At 32.7% G+C, this 16,448-nt stretch carries 12 protein-coding genes; 9 read left to right on the top strand and 3 right to left on the bottom strand.

Going from position 1 to position 16,448, the window contains the following annotated elements:
* Nucleotides 1-108 precede the first annotated feature (108 nt).
* The 3 genes from OEW74_RS02050 to OEW74_RS02040 all read left to right on the top strand — a co-directional run bounded on the left by OEW74_RS02050 (nucleotide 109) and on the right by OEW74_RS02040 (nucleotide 4,938).
* A complete protein-coding gene (locus tag OEW74_RS02050; RefSeq protein WP_265426906.1) occupies nucleotides 109-2,604 on the top strand; it encodes a PIG-L family deacetylase in 2,496 nt (831 codons plus the stop codon).
* A gap of 100 nt (nucleotides 2,605-2,704) precedes the next feature.
* Nucleotides 2,705-4,396: a sodium:solute symporter gene (locus OEW74_RS02045; protein ID WP_265426905.1), complete on the top strand. Its 1,692-nt coding sequence runs from the start codon at nucleotides 2,705-2,707 to the stop codon at nucleotides 4,394-4,396.
* Nucleotides 4,397-4,419: 23 nt separating this feature from the next.
* A complete protein-coding gene (locus OEW74_RS02040) occupies nucleotides 4,420-4,938 on the top strand; it encodes a DUF2911 domain-containing protein (protein WP_265426904.1) in 519 nt (172 codons plus the stop codon).
* Between the two features lie 68 nt (nucleotides 4,939-5,006).
* On the opposite strand, the gene OEW74_RS02035 is transcribed toward OEW74_RS02040, so the two are convergent.
* From OEW74_RS02035 to OEW74_RS02025, 3 genes are all read right to left on the bottom strand, one after another.
* Nucleotides 5,007-6,299 (bottom strand): serine hydrolase, encoded by a 1,293-nt coding sequence (locus tag OEW74_RS02035; protein ID WP_265426903.1) that lies wholly within the window; start codon nucleotides 6,297-6,299, stop codon nucleotides 5,007-5,009.
* Between the two features lie 272 nt (nucleotides 6,300-6,571).
* The gene (locus tag OEW74_RS02030; protein WP_265426902.1) at nucleotides 6,572-7,708 is read right to left on the bottom strand and encodes a helix-turn-helix domain-containing protein; all 1,137 of its coding nucleotides are present in this window, start codon (nucleotides 7,706-7,708) and stop codon (nucleotides 6,572-6,574) included.
* Nucleotides 7,709-8,076: 368 nt separating this feature from the next.
* Nucleotides 8,077-9,186: a hypothetical protein gene (locus OEW74_RS02025; RefSeq protein WP_265426901.1), complete on the bottom strand. Its 1,110-nt coding sequence runs from the start codon at nucleotides 9,184-9,186 to the stop codon at nucleotides 8,077-8,079.
* Between the two features lie 387 nt (nucleotides 9,187-9,573).
* Between OEW74_RS02025 and OEW74_RS02020 the strand changes: the two genes are divergently transcribed.
* The 6 genes from OEW74_RS02020 (at nucleotide 9,574) to OEW74_RS01995 (ending at nucleotide 16,090) form a co-directional block, all read left to right on the top strand.
* Nucleotides 9,574-10,248 (top strand): response regulator transcription factor, encoded by a 675-nt coding sequence (locus OEW74_RS02020; RefSeq protein ID WP_265426900.1) that lies wholly within the window; start codon nucleotides 9,574-9,576, stop codon nucleotides 10,246-10,248.
* A gap of 11 nt (nucleotides 10,249-10,259) precedes the next feature.
* Nucleotides 10,260-11,543, top strand: a complete 1,284-nt coding sequence (locus OEW74_RS02015) for a sensor histidine kinase (RefSeq protein WP_265426899.1) — start codon at nucleotides 10,260-10,262, stop codon at nucleotides 11,541-11,543.
* A gap of 292 nt (nucleotides 11,544-11,835) precedes the next feature.
* Nucleotides 11,836-14,253, top strand: coding sequence for a TonB-dependent receptor domain-containing protein (locus OEW74_RS02010; protein WP_265426898.1), 2,418 nt, complete (start codon nucleotides 11,836-11,838; stop codon nucleotides 14,251-14,253).
* A gap of 11 nt (nucleotides 14,254-14,264) precedes the next feature.
* Nucleotides 14,265-14,855 (top strand): HD domain-containing protein, encoded by a 591-nt coding sequence (locus tag OEW74_RS02005; protein ID WP_265426897.1) that lies wholly within the window; start codon nucleotides 14,265-14,267, stop codon nucleotides 14,853-14,855.
* Nucleotides 14,856-14,868: 13 nt separating this feature from the next.
* Nucleotides 14,869-15,663 carry a phosphatase PAP2 family protein gene (locus OEW74_RS02000; protein WP_265426896.1) on the top strand — a complete coding sequence of 265 codons (795 nt, stop codon included), beginning with the start codon at nucleotides 14,869-14,871 and terminating at the stop codon, nucleotides 15,661-15,663.
* Between the two features lie 10 nt (nucleotides 15,664-15,673).
* Nucleotides 15,674-16,090: an EamA family transporter gene (locus OEW74_RS01995; RefSeq protein ID WP_265426895.1), complete on the top strand. Its 417-nt coding sequence runs from the start codon at nucleotides 15,674-15,676 to the stop codon at nucleotides 16,088-16,090.
* The last annotated feature ends 358 nt before the right edge of the window (nucleotides 16,091-16,448 follow it).

Raw genomic sequence — 16,448 nt, 5'->3', positions numbered from 1 at the left:
TTCAACGTAGAAAAAATTTAAAACAAAGGCTAGAGTCTTTAATTGCTTTATCTTCCAAAGCTGAAAGAAAAACCATTTACTTATATTTGTCCCGCAAAGCAAATTCAAATGTTCAAAAAAGTAATCACTGCATGTATTCTTAGTTTCTATACGGTTTTTTCAGCCCAACAGGTTCGGCCTTCAAAATCATCTGAAATTTATCGTGAACTTAAAACCCTTAAACAACTACCTAAAGTTTTATATCTTGCGGCTCATCCCGATGATGAAAACACAGGATTACTCTCCTGGTTAATCAATGATCAAAATGTAGAAACGGGTTATTTGTCTTTAACAAGAGGTGATGGCGGTCAGAACTTATTAGGTACAGAGCAAGGTGCAGCATTGGGATTAATCAGAACGCATGAGCTTTTAGAGGCGAGAAAGTTAGATGGTGCTCAACAGTTTTTTACCCGTGCGATTGATTTCGGTTTTTCTAAAAATACGACCGATACCTTTAAACAATGGGATAAAAACAGTATTGTTGCTGATGTAGTTTGGGTCATTCGAAAATTCCGTCCGGATGTTATTATTTGTCGTTTTCCTCCAACTGCTGCGGCAGGTCACGGACAACATGCGGCCTCGGCTGTGGTTGCGGAAAAAGCTTTTAAGTTGGCAGGCGATAAAACGGCCTTCCCAAATCAATTAAAATACGTTAATGTTTGGCAACCAAAACGCGTATTGTGGAACACCTTCCGATTTGGTAACAACAATACGACCGCAGAAAATCAACTGAAAGTCACAGTTGGGCAATACGATGCACAATTGGGAATGGGCTACGGTGAATTGGCGGGATTAAGCAGAAGTTTACATAAAAGTCAAGGTGCAGGAACACAGTCTGTAGCCGGGATTAAAACTGAATATTTTTCCCATGTTGATGGCGAGCCTGCAAAGTCAACACTTTTTGACGGAATAGCTAAAACCTGGACTTCACAAGGAAACACTGATATTGAACAATCATTAGATAAAATTATTTCAGATTTCAATTTCAATAATCCTGATCTCAGCTTGCCTGATTTGCTTGTTTTGCGAAAAAAAGTTTTGGCATTAAAAGATTCAGATTTGAAAAATGACAAACTTAAATCTCTGGATCAAATCATTTTAAGCTGTGCCGGATTTATGGGCGAGGTGGTGACCAATCAGGCTGAAGCTGTTGCCGGAGATCATTACAATTTTAGACTAAATCTGATTTCAAGAGCTGAGAATCCTGTTGTTTTAGAAGATGTAAAATGGTTAAATCAGTCAGAAAGTTTCAACAGAAAACTATCAAAAGATTCTTTAATTACCATTCAGCATGATATTCAGATTCCTGCAGATGCAACACTTACAGAACCTTATTGGTTGGCAAAACCAGCTGTAAATGCGGCAACTTTCTCTGTTCCAAATGATACTTTAGTCGGTTTACCTGAAGCAGAATCGCCACTGAATGTTTTGCTTAATTTAAAAATTGGCTCTGAAAAGTTTCAGGTTAAACTTCCTTTATCTTTCAAAAAATTAGACCCAGTTCGTGGTGATGTGGTTGAAGCTCTGCGTATTGTTCCTGCATTGGAATTGAAATTTACACAACCACTTTATTTAGTTAAAGAAAATGAAGATTTACATTTGAGTTTAAATTTCAAGATTAATTCAAATAAACAATTTACTAATGGAAAAGTAAATCTGATGTTTAACGGAGAAAGATTAGGCGGTGGTGATTTAAAATCAATCAATGGAAAAGATGTTACCGTCGATTATGTCATTCCAAAAGCCCAACTTGCTTCAATAAAATCAAATCAGTTACAATTAGATGCAAATTTTGTTGCTGATGGAGTAACTTATAATAAAAAACAGGTATTGATTCAATATCCTCATTTACCTTCCTTACAATATTTTACACCTGCGACGGTTGTTGTGATGAAAGGAGATATTCAAACAAAGGTTAAAAAGGTTGGTTATGTACAAGGTGCAGGAGATTTTATTCCTGAGTTTTTACGTATTGCAGGAATTCAGGTAGTTGTCCTGAAAGACGAAGATTTTTATGGCAACTTAGATGAATCTAGCAGAAACCAAAATAAACTTTCTCAATATGATGCCATTGTATTTGGTGTTCGTGCAAACAATACAGAGAAAAAACTGGGTCGTTGGATGCCATTTTTATGGTCTTATGTAAAAGCCGGAGGTAATTTGGTGATGCAGTACAACACCAATCAAGATACAACGGTTGACCAATTGGGAATGTTCAATTTTACGATTGCCAACAAGCGTGTTACCGAAGAAAATGCTGAGGTTAAATTTTTAAATCCAAATCATAAATTACTCAATTTCCCAAATAAAATTACTGCAAATGATTTTAAAGGCTGGGTACAGGAACGTGGCGCTTATTTCCCCGATCAATGGGATGCAGCGTACGAACCGCTTTTTGAAATGCATGATACCAATGAAGAACCTTTGCAAGGCTCAACTTTATATGCTAAATACGGGAAAGGTAATTTTATTTATACACCATTGGCATTTTTCAGACAGTTACCTGCGGGAAATGTGGGTGCGGCACGTTTATTTTTAAACTTTTTATCTGCACAGAAAAACTAATGAATAATCAACTTAAAAATTGGAATATTTGGTACCTGCTTTTAGCATTTGCATTAGTAGCACAGATCGTATTTTATTATTTGTTTACTAAATTTTGGGCATGAGTACGATAGATTGGACAGTTCTTATTTTTACACTGGTTGCAGTGGTGGTTTACGGCGTATTCATCGGTCGTGGGCAGAAAAGCAACGAATCTTACCTGAAAGCAGATAATAAAATGCCTTGGTACATTGTGTTGATAGGAATTATGGCAACTCAGGCGAGTGCCATTACCTTTCTTTCAGCACCGGGACAGGCTTATACAGACGGGATGCGTTTCGTTCAGTATTACTTTGGTTTGCCTTTGGCGATGATCGTGATCTGTATTACCTTCATCCCGATTTTTCAGCGGTTGAATGTTTACACAGCTTATGAATATTTAGAAAACCGTTTTGATAAAAAAACAAGGGTACTCACTTCACTACTTTTCCTTTTTTCCAGAGGTTTATCAACAGGAATCAGTATTTATGCGCCGAGTATCATCTTATCAAGCGTTTTAAACTGGAATATTTATCTGACGAATGTTTTAACGGGTGGAATTTTGTTGATTTATACCTATGTTGGCGGAGCAAAAGCAATCGCTCATACTCAAAAATTACAGTTTTTGATTATTTTAGGAACAATGGCTTTTGCAGGTTATCTTTTGATTGAAAATATGCCGAATGGAATTGGTTTTAATGATGCACTTTATTTAGCAGGGAAATCTGGAAAACTAAATGTCATCACCACAGAATTCGACTGGAAAGATAAATACAATATTTGGAGCGGATTAATTGGAGGTTTTTTTCTGGCACTTTCTTACTTCGGTACAGATCAAAGTCAAGTTGGGAGATATATTACTGCGAAAGATAATACCAATGCAAAAATGGGTTTGTTATTGAACGGATTGGTTAAAATTCCGATGCAGTTTGCTATTCTTTTGATTGGTGCTTTACTTTTTGCATTCTTTTCTTTGAAACCAGCTCCGATTTATTTTAACGAACGTTCTTATCAGAATTTAAAGGAAAAACAACCGGAACAGGCAGCGGTTTTTGAAAAAGAGCATCAGGATTTACAAATAAAATTTAATGCAGAATCCAAAGAAATTTTAAAGTTAAAAGAAAACAATTCTCCTCAACTAAATAAAACGATTCAGGATTTTAAACAAACACAGACTGAGGTAAAGGCACTTCACGGAAGGGTAGAGGAAGCCATTAATAAATCCAACTTTAATGCAGAGAAAACAGATACGAATTACATTTTCCTGTATTTCGTAAAAAATACTTTGCCTGTCGGAATGATAGGTTTGCTGTTTGCTGTCATATTTCTGGCAAGTTGGGGCTCAATTTCGGCAGCATTAAATTCTCTTGCTGCTTGTTCATTAAAAGATGTTCATTTGATATTTAAAAAAGAAATTCCAGATGATGCAACCGAATTGAAGTATAGTCGCTTGCATACTTTAGCTTGGGGCATTTTTTCAATCGGTGTTGCGATGTTTGCCACTCAAATGGGTTCTCTTATTGAAGCGGTGAATGTCTTGGGTTCACTTTTTTATGGTCCGATATTAGGGATTTTTCTTGTTGCATTTTACTTAAAAAAAATCGGTGGGAAAAATGTGTTTATTTCTGCCATTTTATCGGAAATTACGGTGATTGCCGTTTATCAGTTAGATATCATTTCTTTCCTTTGGTTAAATGTAATCGGGGCAGCAGCGGTCATTATATTTTCTGCAATTGGTTTGCTGTTTTATAAGGCAAAAGAAGTAAATTCGTAAACGAATAAATTAACAAAAATCTTATGAAAACGATCATTAAATCTGCTACAGTTCTTGTTGCGAGTATGACAATCTCTTTTAATGCCTTTGCACAGGAAGCTAAAAAACCGGCAAGTCCTCCTGCAACTGCTACAGGAAAAATTAAAGATGCAAATATTACAATTGCCTACAGCAGTCCTTCTGTTAAAGGACGTACAATCTGGGGCGGTCTGGAAGCTTATGATAAAGTTTGGCGTGCAGGTGCAAATGAAGCAACTACTTTCGAAACAGATAAAGACATTACCGTTCAGGGGAAAAAACTTCCTGCAGGTAAATACAGCTTTTTCTTGATCCCAAAACAAAGCGGAACCTGGACTGCAATTTTTAACAAAGAGCCAAAACAATGGGGTGCTTATAAATATGAACAAGCTAAAGATGCTTTGCGTGTAGATGTAAAAACAAAGGCTTTGCCAGCAACACAGGAAGCTTTGGTTTATAAAATAAATAAAAATGGATTTACAATGGATTGGGATAAAATCTCGGTTCCTGTAGAGATCAAATAAATTTGGATAAGAAATTAGAATCCCGGTTAACCCGGGATTTTTTTGTTTATAATTTTAATTTGGAAATTTTACTTCCTTGTTTCTTTCTCTATTTTATCGATCATTTTTTCAGCATTACCGTTGGTTCCGCCAAGGCTGATTGCTTTTTTGTAACTCTCCAATGCTAAATCGTATTGTTTATCTGTAAAATAAGCTTCTCCTAAGCTATCGAAAAGATTCGCATTTTTAGGAAACTCTTTTGTAGCCAATTTAAATACCGTTATGGATTCATTGATTTTTCCGAGTCTTAATAATTCGTAGCCTAATTTATTCAGTTCACTTGAGTTCTCAAAACTGTATTCTTTTTCAGATTTTTTTTTGAGTAAATAGTAAGTTTCTATCGCTTTATTTACGTCGATAAAAGCTTCCTTTCTTAACTTTTGATAAACAGATTTTTTAGGAATTTCGTACTCTTTTCCTAACATTAAGTTGTGAATAATGTGTCCTAAATCCCAAACTCTATTTAAATTATTGGACACGAGAATTATCGTAATATCATTTTTAAAATCATTTAAAAAGATGGATTCAAATTTATACGATACCCCATTGTGCCTCTGCAACTCATCTTTATCAAAGTATCTGCCAAGAGATCCGCCTTCATCTTTTGCGTATGGATTATTCAAAAGAGTTTGAAAGGATTCCTTGGAGATTAATCTATTAGAATTCATCGCTTCAATCCATTGATAGAAGTCATTGATGTCTACCCAAAGCCATCCACTTATAAATTCCATTTCCGGACATTTTATATTATCCATATCATAACAAGACGTTCTATTTTTATAATCCAATTTCGGATCAAATACCGAATTGTTCATTTTCAAAGGCTTGATAATGTTTTTAGTAACAAATTGCTGAAAAGACATTCCGGTTACCTTTTCAATAATCCTTCTTTGCAAAAATACATTGCCATTATCATACATATAACTGGTTCCTGGTTCAAACAGTAAGGTGTCATTGTTTCTCAATATTTTCCAGGCTTCTTCATCATTTTTTGGAACTATTAGTTTATTTTCTATTTTCGGAATTCCACTTGCGTAATTAATCAAGTGTCTTGTCGTTACTTTTTCTGACCATTTCGGTAAGTCCAAATTATATTTAGAAATCGGATCATCAAGATTAAGAAGCCCACGTTCCACCAAAATCATGATGGCAACAGCATTAAATTCTTTTGCAATAGAACCAATGTTGAATATCGATTTGTTATTTAATTTAGTTTGTTTCGTTTCATCCGTAAAACCAAATGATTTTTGGTAGATGATTTTATTATTTTTAGCAATAAGAACATTTCCATTGAACAAATCTCTCTCGTAGGATTTTGTCATTAAAGAATCAATTTGATTGATTTCTAATTTTTGTTCAATTGATTTTTGATTTCTGCTCTTTGCTTTTTGAGAATGACTTGATTCTTGAGCAGAAAGAAAATTTATAATTAAAACTGTTGTTAATAATAAGAAAAATCGGTTCTTCATTTTAATTAATTTTTTCTGAAATAGATTTGATTAATGGTCTAAAACTTTCTGCAAAGATGCTTTAAAACGCTTCAGTACGCGACCGATTAAAAAAAGTCGAACCCATTTCTTAGAAAAAAAACAAATTATTTTGAATTTTTCCTGAAATCTGTTGGAGTGGTTCCTGTATATTTTTTAAATGAAGTACTGAACGACGATTTGGAATTGAAACCCACTTGATAAAGAATCTCTAAAATTGTAACATCTTTTTGTGAAGAATCTTTCAGTATTTCTTTGGCTTTTTCGATCCGATATTCATTAATGAAATCAAAAAAATGTTTATTCATATACAGATTAATCAAAGCCGATAAATCTTTGGCGGGCATTTTTAATTGTTCTGCCAAATCCTGAATCGTTAATGAAGAATCGAGATAAGGTTCTTTTTCAATCATAAATTCTTTTAAAGCTAAGATTTGTTTATTTTTTTCGTCGTCAATCGCTGAAGAAGGTTTTTGTTTCGGAATTAGCTCAACGATAGGTTTCAATTGAGAATTAACACCTCTGAAAAATTCAGGTTTGTTTAAGGCAACAAATAGATACCAACACGTACAAAAGAAAAAAGCAAACCCATCAAGAGTTACAATCCATTGTCTGATTTCTCCCAAACCAAAGATGAAAGTAACCAACCATCTTATCAATACTAAAAAATGTAAGACATAATATAGGATTGTTATTTTATAAAGTGCATTTAAGATAGAGATATTTGGATTTGTATAATTCTCGAGGTAGACCGTTTTAGACTTTCTGATCACCAAAAATGAAGCAATAAAATAAACCTGGAATAGAACTTCGAAAAGAATATGAAAAAATTGCATGACAGGTGACTCGCTCAAAGCATTGATGAAACTCACTTTTGAAGTTCTGTCTTCAAAATAAATCCCATACGCCATATACAGATTGAAAGCAATAAACGGAATGGTATGCCATAAATGTTTTGGTTTTAATCTGAATTTGGAAAAACAAACGGACAATACATAGAGATAAAAAGATGCCGGAACCAAATAATTGATACTCCAACGAAAAGCCTCGAGGTTGATGAAATTAACAGGAAAATCACGCATCAAAAATTTACAAGCATCTACAGCATTGGTAAACAGAAAAAAAGCAAGAAGCCAATTGGCAAGTTTGTGTTTAGTTTTTACAGTTAATAAAAATAAGGCAAGAAGCAGCACCAAAAATATTCCTGTAAATGCTGCTATTTCCAAAAAGCTGTATTTGTCCATAGTTTTTAATAGAAATACAAATTTAATTCTTACCCAATTAAAATATTTGATGTTTTATTGTAATTTTTGAACAACAATGGTAATTATTGTAAATGATGTTTTTTAGTTAGAATAAAAAAATAGCACCAACTGTATTTAGTTGGCGCCATTTGGCTTTTGGTGTACTTTATAGGACTCTATCGAAACCATTTATTAGCAGATATAGATAATATTTTGAAGATATTAAATAGCATTTAAGTTATGCTTTGATGTATTAACAATCATAAAAAATACCTAATTGTACTGGGTTGTATCCTAAATAAAAATGATGTGATTGAGTTTCCCAAAATAATTTTCTATATTATTATAGAAAGCACTTATACTGTTGATCATTTCGTATGAATTGTCATTTCCTTTGTATAATTTGTTCTGGCAGAGCTACTATTTTGAAGTACTTTATTTCCCCCATTTTCCATGTCGAAAAAACCATTATCTACCCAATTATGAAAAGCCATCGGACCTTGGAAGGTTGTATTTACCTGATGTATTAAATTATTATCCATGTAATAAGATACTAAGTTTTTATCCATTGATATTTTATAGGAATGCCATTCTTCATCTAAAGGAACTGGGATGTTATATATATCTATCGTTACACCATTGAACGTCCAAATTTGGAATTGATTTTCTTTTGTTGATTGATTCTGTTGCTGTATAAACCATGCTACTTTCATTCCCAATACAGGTAAAGCATCTGTGTTCCAGAATCCCCATCCTCTAGATCCACCTTCTAAGTTTTCAACTTTTATCTGAGCTTCAAAAATGACTTTATGGGAAGCCGCAAAAGGTACATTCATAAAAAGATCGGCTATATAATTTTGCAGTTCGTTTTCATTAATAATTTTCTCAGCCGGAAAAGGAGTAGCGATCACACATTTGGGCGACAGATTTGTGTAAGGATTGTTATATATTTCAGCATTCGAGTATATAGATTCAGAAGCATTCGGGATCGTGTTTTTAAGATAATTATTATCTGTATTGAACGTATGTAAACCATTGGTATCTGAACGTAAAAACCAAAAATCCTGCTCAGGATTAACAAGAGAATAAGAAGTGGGTGTCTGTATATAATCCTGACTTTTTCTAAAATCACCAATAAGAACTAAAATACTATTCCTAATTGTATTTATAAGATTGCCTATTTTATCCCCATCTGAGTATAATAAAGCATTCAAAATAAGATTCAGCGCATTCCCTATAAGTTCTACTATCTGGTCGTAATACTCTGTGTCGACATCAATTTTTGATTTTATAGTAGATAAAAAAACTTTATTGTCTGATGTTTTTATTGCTTTAATATCAGTGATTAAGCTGTTTTTATTTTGTATTGCAGCTAGAACTGTTTGGGTAATTAATTGATATTCGTTTGGTGGATTTTTAGATGTTACTAATAGAATCAGATTTTCAATAATCTGATTGATATTATTCTCTTTGTTCATAATTTTTATTTGATGGTTAGTTTTAGTTTTTTTAATACAACACAAAATCCCAATGTTTTTGATTCAAAAATTCCCATAAGCCAAAAATAAATACGAAGCTGAAGAGATTTTTTGTAAGCAGATCGAGCCGAAGCTCAATGCCTTATCTATTCTATTGAGATATTGATACGAAATTCACACCTTGGCGAAAATCTTCATATTATTGTACAATTTACTAAAAAGTTTTATTACATAAACAATTATTTTTTTGAATTACAACTTAAAATTATGGTTGAAAAAAATTGGTAACGCAGAGCTTTTCACTACTGTCCATTTAACTAAATATAGTTTTTTATAACATTAGTTTAAGTTCTAAATTTTTTCTAAATTCAACTTTAAATTAGCAAAATGAAAATTTTAATAATAGAAGATGAGACAGAATTGGCTAAAAGTATTTCAGAATATCTTTCTGAAGAGAACTACTTGTGCTCATTTGCCTCATCTTACCTCGAAGCAATGGACAAGATTCAGAATCATGAATATGATTGTATTATCTTAGATATAATGCTACCCGATGGAAACGGATTAGAAATATTAAAAGAACTTAAAAAGCAAAACAAGCAGGATGGTGTTATCATTGTTTCGGCCAAAAATGCTATAGATGATAAAGTGAGCGGATTAAAACTTGGGGCTGATGATTATTTGACCAAACCTTTCCATTTGTCTGAATTGATGGCCCGTATTTTTTCTATTATTCGTAGGAAACAATTTGAAAATTCGAATGTCATTCATCAAAATGCATTGCAAATTGATCTTTTGTCAAAAACAGTAACAATAAATAAAGAACTTGTTTTTTTAACTAAAAAAGAATTTGACCTTCTTATTTATTTTATCGGAAATAAAAATAAAGTAATCTCTAAAAGTACATTAGCAGAGCATTTGTCCGGTGATTTTGCAGATATGCTCGATAATCATGATTTTGTGTATGCCCATGTGAAAAATCTGAAAAAGAAACTATACGATGCAGGTTGTGATCATTATTTAAAAACGGTGTATGGAACAGGCTATAAATGGGAAAGCTAAAAACACAAGCAATGAAACCTCTTCTAAGCAAAACAACCAAACCGTTTGTCATCTTTTTATTAATTGTTCTTACGATTAGTATTCCCGTTTATTATTACGTAATCGATGTAATCTGGCAAGATGAGTTGGATGAACACAATGAAATCGTTGCTGAAAAAACAGCACACGAACTTAATAGATTAAACATTTCTGCTGAAGATTTACAGAAAAATATTGCATTGTGGAACCAAATTCAGCCAGGTACAAATATTGAAAAAATTTCATCTAAGAAACTTCCCAAAGATTCAATTTTTACGGAAGAGAAATATAAACCGTTTTCTGCAGATCCTACAATAGAGCGCTACAGATCTTTGAGAAAAATTGTTTTCATAAAAAATTCACCCTATCTTTTTACAATTGAGACAAATATTGAAGAGACAGAAAGTACAATAATGATCATAAGCTTTATTACATTCTTTTTCTTTACTTTAATTGTTATTGGACTTGTTGTTCTAAACAGAAGACTTTCGAAAATTATTTGGGCACCTTTCAACGATACTCTTAATCAGTTAAAAAAATTCAATCTGAATAATCAAAACAAGATAAACTTTATTAAAACAGATACCAAAGAGTTTGAAGAGCTTAATGATTCTCTAAGCAGGTTGATTGATCATAGTATTGCAGTATATAAAGGTCAGAAAGAATTTACAGAGAATGCATCTCACGAGCTACAGACTCCATTGGCTATTATAAAAAATAAATTGGATATACTTTTACAGAGCAAAGATTTAACAGATCAACATTATGAGATTGTTGAGGAGATAAATATGGCTTTAACCAGAAGTTCAAGGATTAATAAAAATCTCTTATTACTGGCAAAAATCGAAAATAGCCAGTTTGACATTGTTGAAATTGAAATTGATGAGCAGGTAAAGCATAGTATCAGTAATCTTGAAGAGCATATTGATCAAAAAAATATTAGCCTTTCTACAAATATTGAGGAAAATGTAAAATCTCTGGGAAATATTTCCTTAACAGATGTCTTAATTAACAATCTTCTTATTAACGCAATACGACACACTGATATCGATGGAAATATTAGGATAGAACTGTCAAAACAATATTTAAGAATATCAAATTCTGGATTCGAGGGGCTAAATTCTGATTTAATATTTAAACGATTTTCAAGATTTTCAAATGATAGCAGTGGAAGCGGTCTCGGACTTGCAATTATCAAAGAAATTTGCAGATTTCAAAAATGGGAGATTGGCTATAATTTTCAAGATAATTCTCACGTTTTTTCCGTAAAATTTTAAATCTACAAATAATTCTAAATTCTAAAGTTTTTATTTTTTACGGATAAATCTATGCACAATTTTAGAATGATTGTGATAGCTAGAATTTATAATTTAATGTGTGTTTAAACTAATTTGAAATTTAATTGCAAAAATAACAAAAGACAATTATAAAGCTATTTTTTGAGTGGGAGTGACTATTGGATATAGTCGCTTCTTTTTTTTAAAATAAATGACAGGGTTACAATATAATTCAAAATTTCTTCTAAATCGAATCTCATTTTTGTGCAATAATCTTTAAATGAGTATCACAATGCTGAAGAATTTGTTTCTCCTGTTTTTTTTAATCACAACGAGTTTTATCAAAGCGCAATTTTCTAATGTTACGATATCCGGAATTGTAAAAGATAAAGCTGACAAAAAAACTCTGGCTTATACCAATATCGTTTTAAAAAAATCAAGCGATGATACTTTTGTGGCAGGAACCATTTCCAATGAAGAAGGCAGATTTTCTCTTGAAGGAATAAAACCTGACCAATATTATTTGGAAGCAACCATTTCCGGATACAGTCTGAAAAAGCAGGATTTATTTGTAGGAAGTCTTTTAGAATTTATTGAAATACCGGCTATCGAATTGGAAAATTCTTCTGTAAAGGAAACAAAAATCGATGAGGTTGTTTTAACGGCTTCAAAGAAAAATGAAATTAGCAATCAGCTTGATAAAAAAACGTATTCTGTTGCAGATAACATCAGCCAAAGTGGAGGTTCTGTACTTCAATCGATGCAAAATCTTCCCGGAGTTACGGTTCAGGACGGGAAAGTTCAACTTCGTGGAAATGATAAAGTGACTGTCTTGATTGATGGAAAACAAACCGCTCTTACAGGTTTCGGAAGCCAAACCGGATTGGATAATATTCCGGCTTCGTCGATTGACAGAATTGAAATCATCAACAATCCTTCATCAAAATATGATGCCAACGGAAATGCGGGAATCATCAATGTTATTATGAAGAAAAACAAACAAAACGGCTGGAACGGTAAAATAGGATTTACCTATGGAACGGGTTCGCTTTGGGAAAGAAAAGAAAATCTTCCAACGATAAGACCTCAATATACTTTCACACCGAAAATCAATCCTTCGTTGTCTCTTAATTACAGAAAAAATAAAGTCAATCTCTTTCTACAGGCAGATAATCTTTACACGCAAACATTAAATAAAAATGAATTTGTTACAAGAACTTATGATGACGGAACTGTGATTAATTCTCAGTTAAAACGAAACAGAAATACCAATTTCCTTACCACAAAAGCAGGTCTCGACTGGAATATAGACTCTCAAAACTCATTAACTATTTCCGGAATGTACGGAAGTGAAAAAATAATCGACCGCGGAGACCAGCCTTTTTTTAATGGAGATATCTCGGAAAGACTTCGTTTGTGGCAGTTTTTGGAAGATGAATTGAAAACCACAATTATGGGAACGGCAAGTTATCAGCATAAATTCAAAGAAGCAGGGCATTTGCTGAATGTAGGTTTCAACTATACTTTTCACAGAGAAGATGAAAAATATTTTTACGACAACTATTTACCAATTTCCACGGGAACAGACGCTTTCAAATTGTTATCGGATGAACAGGTTTATGATTTCAATGTTGATTATATAAAACCTTTAAAATACGGACGATTGGAAACCGGAATCAAGCTTAGAAACAGAAGTATTCCTACCAATATGAACTTTCTTCTTGGAGCAAACTCTGTTTTAGATATAAATGCAGGAGGTTGGGCAACTTACAAAGAATTGATTCCTGCAGCTTATGCCAATTATATATTTGAAACTCCAAAATGGGAAGCTGAGTTGGGCGTGAGATTAGAATATGTTAAAATCCAATATGATGTCAACCCGAATCATCCGACTTACAAAAGTGATAGCTACAACTATACACAACCGTTTCCAAATCTTAGATTAGCATATAAACTCAATGATAGAAATAAATTTTCGATTTTCTATAACAGAAGGGTAGACCGTCCGAATGAAGTAGATATCAGGATTTTCCCAAAATATGATGACGCAGAAATTATCAAAGTTGGTAATCCTGAACTGCGTCCACAATTTACCAATTCGGTGGAATTGGGGCACAAGTATAATTGGGATAATGGCTATTTGTACTCTGCATTGTATCACCGTTTTTCTAATGGAACGATTACAAGAATTTCCAGTATTGTTCCGGGAAGTACTTTGGTTTATGCGGTTTTTCAAAACGCAGGGAAAAGTTATAATTCAGGACTTGAAATGATTTTGAATCAAAAAATTTCAAAATTATATTCATTTAATATTAATGGAAATCTTTACAGAAATCAGATTGATGCTTTTACGGTAACCAATCTTTATCCAACTCCGAATACTTTTTCAGCAGAAATGGAGAAAGTGATATCAGGAAATGTGAAATTCAACAATACTTTCAAGTTTTCTAACGGATTTGATGCGCAGTTGACGGCTGTTTATCTTGCTCCGGATATTATTCCGCAAGGGAAAATCGGGTCGAGGTTTTCAATGGATTTGGGTGTGAAAAAATCGATACAAAATGGTAAAGGAGAACTATTCTTTAATGCTACAGATTTGTTGAACACGATGGTCATCAAAAAACAGATTCAAGGTGTTGGTTTCCGCTATACAAGCGATGATTACTACGAAACACAAGTGATACGATTAGGGTATAGTTATAAGTTTTAATACAAATTATAATGGATAATTTATTACAGTCAGTAAGAGATTATGTTATATTATTTCTAACGGAAAATCTTACTCAGCAGCTGACTTTTCACAATATAACCCACACTTACGAAGTGGTTTCTGCAACTCGCGAAATTGCTAAAGAAAATAAACTTTCTGATGAAGATTTTTATGCTTTGGAGATTTCGGCTTGGTTTCACGATTGCGGATATGCTTTTACTTACAAAGGTCACGAAGATGAAAGTAAAAGAATTGCCAAGAATTTTTTGGAGAATTCTAATTGCGATGCCTTCTTCATTGATAAGGTTTTAAAATGTATCGATTCAACCAAATATCCTCAAAATCCGACTTCAGAAATCGATAAAATCCTTTGTGATGCAGATATGTTTCATTTAACAAAAACTAATTATCATCAATATGAAAAAGCTTTAAGACTTGAGTTCGAAAAATTTCTCGGACTAATTTTTACCGATGAAGAATGGCAAATGAAGAACCATATTTTTTTACAACATCAACACTATTTCACATCTTACGGACAAGATGTTCTTGAAAAATTTAAAGATGTAAATATTCAGTTGATGAATTCTTCTAACAAATTTTAATACCCCAAAAGAAATGTCAAATTATCGTCATAAAGTAGCCATCGGCTTTTTCATTTTACTATCAGCTTGCGGGAAATTATCTGCTCAGAATAATGATTCAATCCAGACTCAGGAAGTCAAAAAAGACAGCGTCGTTGTCTTAAATACAGAAAAAAATACTTTAAGCTATAAAAAATTGATCATTCCAACTGCGTTTATAGGATACGGAGTGGCAAGTTTAAGTGTTGATGGTTTAAAAAAATTGAATTTCTCGACCAGAGATGAAATCAATGAGCATAAACCAGATCACATCAGGTTAGACAACTACACGCAATTTGCTCCTGCAGCTTTGGTTTACGGATTAAATGCATTCGGAGTTGAAGGAAAACACAATTTCAGAGACAGAACGATCATCTATGGAACTTCAGTTTTAATTACTTCATCATTTGTAATGCCACTGAAACATATTGTAAAAGAGGAAAGGCCCGACCAATCTAATAAACTTTCATTTCCGTCGGGACACACGGCGCTTGCTTTTGCATCTGCGCAATTTATGTTCAGAGAATATAAAGACACAAATTTTCTGTTGGGAATCTCGGGTTATTCATTTGCAGTATTTACAGGAGTTTACAGAATGATGAATGACAAGCATTGGTTTGGAGATGTAGTGGGAGGTGCTGGTTTCGGGATTCTTTCTACAGAATTGGCATATTGGCTGTATCCAAAAATCAATAATCTTTTGGGAGGTAAGAACAAAAATTCGGCAACGATGATTATGCCTTATTACCAAAATAAAAGTGTGGGAATAGGTTTTGTTAAAAATTTTTAAAGTTTGAATAATGTGGTTTTATTATGCATTGTTGTCAGCGCTTTTTGCTGCATTCACGGCTATTTTTGCTAAAATTGGAGTCTCCAATATCAATTCTAATCTTGCGACAGGAATCCGAACGATTATTATCCTGATATTAGTTTGGAGCGTTGTTTTCATCAAAGGAGAAGCAAAAGATATTGGTTCGTTATCAAAATTTAATCTAATTTTTCTTGTATTATCGGGTGCTGCAACAGGATTATCTTGGTTGTTTTATTTTAAAGCGCTTCAAATCGGAAAAGTTTCGCAGGTTGTGGCTGTTGATAAATTAAGCGTTGCTATAGCCATCATTTTTGCAGTATTGTTTTTTAAAGAAACTTTGACTCTGAAAACCGCAATGGGAGCAGTATTGATAATCATTGGAACGATATTGTTTGCATTAAAATAATGTAAACGTTTTATCAGTCGCTAGTCATAAAACTTCTCCTCGACGTAACATTTGGTTAATTTGAAGATTTTAAATATTTAACAAAAACATAGAATACATCTGTGTTTTTATTATTTTTTTTCTAATAATTTGTCAATGATGTGTGTCAATTTATTTGTTTGATATTTAGGTGTTTATTGTTTGGTTTTTATTTTTTTTAATAAAAGATTAGAGATAAATATAAAAATTCAAAATTTCTACAAAATTCAAATTTAGCTTTGCTGTTTGACAATTTTAATTTTTAGTATTTTAAGAGACTAAATTTTACTAATTTTTACCCGTAGTGCATTTGGTTTAGATTGAATAAAAGTTGTGCAAA

Source organism: Chryseobacterium sp. YIM B08800, from assembly GCF_026163565.1.
Lineage (GTDB): Bacteria > Bacteroidota > Bacteroidia > Flavobacteriales > Weeksellaceae > Chryseobacterium.
Note: the sequence above shows the minus strand (reverse complement) of the source record. Positions and strands in the feature narration are given on the sequence as shown.